Here is a 6079-nt window from a genome sequence, read left to right as displayed (position 1 = left end):
GCGTAAACCCAACCGACTGACCAGAACTACCACCCAGTACAACTGAACAACAGCAGGTCACAATCAAGATCAATAAGCAAGCACGTCAGCCACGCCACAGCCGCACCCAGGCGGCACGGTGTCTGCGCTGGTATCCGGGAACCAGACGCCCCAGGTCCTGAAGCCCCGCCAAAAACGCCACCACCGACCGCGCCTGCTCCGCAGGCAGCCCCATACCCTCACTCAGCACGTCCCGCTGAGAAGCAGTCACCACGCATTCCCACACCTCGAACGCCATCACCGCACTGTCGAGCATCCCGAACAACAGCGGATACGCCGTGCTCGAAGCCACATCGAACTCCGTCCACGGTCCCAGGCCGATACCCCCCAGCCGGGCGTCCTCAACAGCCCCCATCACCGCCTCCCCCACCACCGGCTCCGCCGCGAACCACAACCCTCCCACGCACCAACCCCATGACAGAGCGCACCACGTCACCCCATCACGGCAGGCAAGCAAGCTCCTGCCGCACGACCACTGGTAACACACAAACACTGCTAAACTCACTTGAGAACGCAGGTCGCGAAGAGTAAGCCCCGCGCAAGCAGGGCTGGATCCAGCGCATACTTGTCCTCCAGGCCGCTATCAGCGTAAGCCCCGCGCAAGCAGGAATGGATCGCGAACGGCCCGTGCTCAGAAGACCATCACGTGGTAAGCCCCGCGGAAGCAGGGCTGGATCGCCCTCCAGCCACACCAGGGACTCCGGTCGATACAAGGCCCTGCGCAAGCAGGACTGAATCGGAGTCGGTGCGTTGGTGCCGGTACCAGTTGGAAGCCCCGCGCAAGCAGGGCTGGATCGTTCACGGGGGTCTTCAGCCTCCCAGCAGCAGAGTAAGCCCCGCGCAAGCAGGAATGGATCCCCGTACCTCAGCGAGGGTGTCGGCGTGGTAAGCCCGGCCTACGCTGGGATGACTCGACGCTGACGGCGGTCAGCACATAGAGGCGGTCGTATGCCCCGCGCAAGCAGGGCTGGGTCGATGCTCTCTCATGTCCCCGGGGCCGCCTCGCACGGCTCCTGGCGGGCAGTTCCTCCGAGGTCAACTGCCTCGCTGTCCCGGAAAAGCGGGCCTCGCCCGCCCAGCAGAGACAAGTCGCCCCTCCTCAAGTAGAACTGTCGACACCATCAGCGATACCCTGACCGCCGAACACCTACAGACACATAAAGCGTTGGCAAAGCCATTCGAGAACACCAGGTCGCGAAGGGTGAGCCCCGCGCAAGCAGGGATGGATCCGCCGCCCAAGCCCCCGAGAACGCTCTGCTCGAGTGAGCCCCGCGCAAGCAGGGATGGATCGGCGGAACCGTCTGTCTCGGCACGCTCGAAAGCGTGAGCCCCGCGCAAGCAGGGCTGGATCGTCCGGTATCGCCGCCGCAAGCACCTCGGCTTCGTGAGCCCCGCGCAAGCAGGGATGGATCGACGCGGTTGAGCGGCTTGTCCTTGGCTGCGGCGTGAGCCCAGCGCAAGCAGGGATGGATCACCGGCCGCGACACCGGCGTCGCTGATCACGTCGTAAGCCCCGCGGATGCAAGGATGGAACCAGCCCTGCATCCGCGTCTCCTGGGATCACATCGCCACCGCTCAACTGACCCTGGCCCGGATGCGGAAGAAGTACCGGCGAGGGCGACAGTCCCTGATCCGCACGGACTCCGCTGACGGCACTCACAACTTCGTGTCCTGGCTCGCCAAACGAGGACAATGGCTGCCCTACCCCGTGCGCATAGGCATCACCGAACAGATTCACCAGCACTTTGTGAAGATCCCGGCATCGGCCTGGACGCCGGCGTCCAGGCCGACAGCACGGTCCGCGACGGGGCCTGGGTCGCCGAGGTCACCGGCAAGCTCCGGGAGGCTGACCGAAGGGCATGCGGTTGATCGTCGCAACGAACGACCGCAACCCGCAGCCCAGTTGAGGATCACAGACGCGGACGGCATGCGGATCACCGCTTCGCGACCAACACCCCTGACCTCCGATCACTGAGCTTGAGCTCGGTCACCGGCTGCGCGCCCGAGCGGAAGACCGGATCCGGGCCACCAGGACCACCGGGCTGCGCAACCTGCCCCTGAACCACACCGCGCAGAACGGAATCTGGCTGAAGATCGTTCAGACCGCACTCGATTTGCTGGCCTGGATGCCCGTGCTCGCCTTGACTGGCACAACCCGGCTCTGGGAACTCCGCCGACTTCGGTTCCGTCTCTTTTCCGCGGCCCGCCCAGCTCGTCACCACCGGCTGGCGCCGCATCCTCCGCGTCAATCGCCACTGGCCCTGGCAGGCGAGATCACAGCCGCCCTCCAACGACTCACGCGCCTGCCCAACCCGGGCTGACCAGCAGACCTCCCGTCCCAACGGCAGCATCACCCCACCCCGGGCAGTGGGACCCGGCGCTCACCCGACGCGACAGCCGGGTCACCAGCCTGCCCACCACCCACCTTGGAAGGCGAAAGGGTCTACCGACTCCATCCACGGACCCTCACGCAAGATCGAGGTAGTGGTACGCCAAACTCGTTTCACTCAAAGAAACCGCAGGTCAGAAGCGGCACACAATAGCGATTCTCATGAAAATGTCCTGACCCTTCTCACGGCACGGCTGTCCAAATCCTCAACCGATGTCACTACACAAAAGGTTCATATCAACGATCAATCCAGCTCAAACAGCTTCCCACATTCCAGCACCAGTGACATCAAAACGAGAAATCCGAGTGGACATCAAGGTGAGACTCAGCACCGCGAGGAACAGCACATCGTCGACGGGTCGATCACCACGTCCGTGTCGATGGGCGACACCCCGCTGTCGATGAGAACATGGCTGGCCGCCGGGAAGAACATCATGGTCACGTCGGTCACCTCGGCCGGCGCCCAGCCGGTGAGGCTCCAGGCGTCGACGTTCGCCGGTGCCATGGGCAGCCCCAACTCCCAGTACAGCAACTCCTCCGGCGTCAACGGCCAGGTGATGTGGGCCGAACGCGCCACACCGCCGGGGCCGAACTGGGTGTCCCGCGCGGCCCTGGCCTCCACGGTGCTCGGGGCCACCGCCGTACAGCCGCCCACCTCCTCCGGCCCCACGGCGAAGACCGTCTTCACCGTTGCGGCGGGCGGCACCGTGACGCTGGTGACGGCGGTCGCCGGCGGCGGCCAGAACCCGACAGCCCCGCGCGACGACGCGGTGGCGCGGGTACGGGCGGAGAACGCCGGATCCATCGGCACGCTCGACACCCAGCGGGCCGCCTGGTGGAAGGACTTCTGGATGCGGTCCGCCGTCAGCCTGAACGACGCCGCGCTGGAGAGGTACTACTACCCCGCCCAGTACTTCATCGGCGCCTCCAGCCGCGCGGGCAGGACCGTTCCCGGCATCTTCGGCATCTGGACCACCACGGACGACCCGATGTGGGACGGCGACCTCCATCTCAACTACAACGCACAGGCGCCCTTCTACGGGGTCTACTCCAGCAACCGCCCCGACCTCGCGCTGCCGTTCCACGACGCGGTCCTCTCCTACCTGCCGGAAGCACAGCGCCGGGCCGAGCAGGACCTGCGGCGGGTGAACCAGGACTACGTCAACTCGCGCTTCCCGAACGGGGGCGTGCCGTCGGGTGTCCTGTTCCCGGTGGGTATCAGCCCGTTCGGACCGGCAAACGGCTCGACCACGGACGACCAGTACCACCAGCAGGTCTCCAACTCCCTTTTCTCGGCAACACAGTTCGTGGCCTACTACGAGTACACCCAGGACGACAACTTCCTGCGCACCAAGGGATATCCGTTCCTGAGCCAGGTCGCGCGGTTCTTCGAGCACTGGCTGGAGCGGGACGCGGCCGGCACGTACACGCTCTGGGGCGGCCCGCACGAGGGCACCTGGGGCAAGAACTCCTCCCCCGACCTCGGCATGCTCAAGCAGGTGCTCGCCGCCGCCGTCTCCGCCAGCCGGCAGCTGAACACCGACGCCGACCGCCGGGCGCTCTGGCAGAACATCCTCGCCAACCTGCCCGGCCAGCCGACCACCACGCTCAACGGCAAGACGGTCTACTCACTGGCAAGCGGCATGCAGGGCACGGACACCCGGCTGATCCGGCCGGGTGACAACACCATCAACCTCGAATTCATCCAGCCCGCCGACCAGCTGGGCGTCAACTCCGACGCCGGCCGGCTCCAGACCGCGCGCGACACCGTCACCGCGATGAACTCCTGGGGCCAGGACAACAGCTTCCCGAAGATCTTCAACCAGGCCGCGCGGGTGGGCTATCCGGCGGATCAGCTCATCGACAGGTTCACGTCGGTGATCTCGACGCGTACGGCACCGAACCTGCGGATCACCGACCCGCACCACGGTATCGAGAAGTCGGGCGCGACCGAGGCGATCAACAGCATGCTCGTCCAGAGCGACCAATCCGTCATCTCGCTCTTCCCGGCCTGGCCCGCGGCCAAAGACGCGAGCTTCTACCAGCTGCGCCAGAAAGGCGCCTTCCTCGTCTCCAGCTCGAAGGCGGCGGGCAACGTCGAGTACGCGGACATCCGGAGCGAGGCGGGCGGCACGCTGCGGATGAAGAACCCGTGGACGGCCGCCTTCACGGTGACCGACACGGCCGGCAACACGGTGCCCCACACCACTGCGGGGGGTGTCATCACCATCCAGACAACCGCCGGCCAGACCTACCACATCAACCCGGCCTGAAAACCCAACACCACCACACAGCACACAGCACACAGCACACGGCATCGGCACACGGCATCGGCACACGGCAGAGCGGTCCTGCCCGCGTCCCGTAGGGGCGCCGCCGGCCCGCGCTCACGGCACGTTAACCCCGACAGGAGCAGCAGACACGGCCACCGATGCCGACCAGAACACGCACGGCCTCCGGAGCCCGCACCGCTACGGGCATGCGTCATCAACTCCTTCCACGCCATCGGGCCCATGGTCGCCGTCAACGGCGGGGCAGGACGGCTGCCGGTGCGATCGCGCTCGGTCTGCCGCGGGCCCCGCGCGAGAGCGTCGCCGCGATGAACCGGTGGTCCGTCGGTTCGGCCATCGTCGCGCAGGTGACAGACCGGCGCTCGCGCTGCGACCGGAGCCACAGCGCGAGTTCCCCGGACTGTCCGCTACCCACGACGACAGCGCTTCCACGCCGCCCCATGGGACGTCAGGCCATCCCGGTGAGCGGCGGTGCTGTACGCATCGCCCAAACAGTGCGGACGGCAACGTACAGAGCTGCCTGCCTGGTCGAACGCACCTGGCAAACGGTCAGGATCACAGGTCGCCCCTTGGCCGCGTGCCATCGGAGTTTGAGTGCGGACGAACGGAAAGCAGGTCAGCTCTGCCTCATCGGCAGATGTATCCGTGTCACCACACCGACGCCCACCATGAGGGCGGTACCGAACGAGGGGTGCTCGAAGGCGACATATGCGGTAGTGCAGCCCACGAGTGCGAGTAGGAGCGTCCGTTGATCCATCTGACCGTTCATCCGTGAGGCCCTTCCTGTGTGCGCTGCCATCCCGGGGCACGCCGCGCATGCCGGCTGCGGGTCTGCACCCAGCCCGGGGCGATGAAGAAGCCGCTGCCCCAACTGATCGCGACATCCGTGTTTCACCGAAGCGAGAAGGGGATGCCCAGGCCTCGTCAGCGCTTCCAGCCCCCTTCGCACCGTTACCGCGCCTCGACTGTGAGGCGGTCTGTGCTGGTCAGGACGCCGGGCGGACAGTACGAGACGGTCGCACAGGACGCCGATGCAGCACAGAACCGGGAAGCCCGGTGATCGAACACCCTGGTGCGACAGGTTGTCGTCGACCGTGACCCCGGGCCGAGGCACAGGCCGCGGTTCCTGGTCGGTGCTGTCGCGTAACGGCGGTAGCCGGTACCTCGCCCGCTCCGTGTACCTCACCGGCCGAGGCATCGAGGAGCAGATGAACCCTCGCGGCGAGGAGGACATCACGTTCGAGCGGGCCGCCAGGAGGGGTCGCTCGCGCGTGACTGCCCCGGACCGCGCTGCTCGCGACTGGTGTGATCATTGTCGTGTTTAGGGGCGAGATGCCGCTTCAACTCGCGTGCCGTCTGG

The 6079-nt window shown here is 66.4% G+C and carries 4 protein-coding genes and 1 pseudogene; 2 read left to right on the top strand and 3 right to left on the bottom strand.

Features of this window, described 5'->3' with window-relative positions:
* Nucleotides 1-85 precede the first annotated feature (85 nt).
* Complete coding sequence (locus tag M1203_RS37590) at nucleotides 86-394, bottom strand: HD domain-containing protein (protein ID WP_249954362.1); 309 nt, start codon at nucleotides 392-394, stop codon at nucleotides 86-88.
* Between the two features lie 1203 nt (nucleotides 395-1597).
* Here M1203_RS37590 and M1203_RS37585 point away from each other — a divergent pair.
* A pseudogene (locus M1203_RS37585) lies at nucleotides 1598-2360 on the top strand (transposase); the annotation flags it as partial.
* 393 nt (nucleotides 2361-2753) lie between these two features.
* On the opposite strand, the gene M1203_RS37580 reads toward M1203_RS37585, so the two are convergent.
* Entirely contained in the window at nucleotides 2754-2933 is a 180-nt protein-coding gene (locus tag M1203_RS37580) for a hypothetical protein (protein WP_249954361.1), read from the bottom strand.
* Here M1203_RS37580 and M1203_RS37575 point away from each other — a divergent pair.
* On the top strand, nucleotides 2932-4701 hold the full coding sequence (locus M1203_RS37575) for a glycoside hydrolase family 95-like protein (protein WP_249954360.1): 1770 nt from the start codon (nucleotides 2932-2934) through the stop codon (nucleotides 4699-4701). The genes M1203_RS37580 and M1203_RS37575 overlap by 2 nt on opposite strands.
* Nucleotides 4702-4951: 250 nt before the next feature.
* Here M1203_RS37575 and M1203_RS37570 read toward each other — a convergent pair whose 3' ends face one another.
* A complete protein-coding gene (locus tag M1203_RS37570) occupies nucleotides 4952-5134 on the bottom strand; it encodes a hypothetical protein (RefSeq protein ID WP_249954359.1) in 183 nt (60 codons plus the stop codon).
* Between the last annotated feature and the right edge of the window lie 945 nt (nucleotides 5135-6079).

Source organism: Streptomyces sp. 35G-GA-8 (assembly GCF_023534745.1).
Lineage (GTDB): Bacteria > Actinomycetota > Actinomycetes > Streptomycetales > Streptomycetaceae > Streptomyces.
This window is presented reverse-complemented; position numbering and strand designations above follow the sequence as displayed.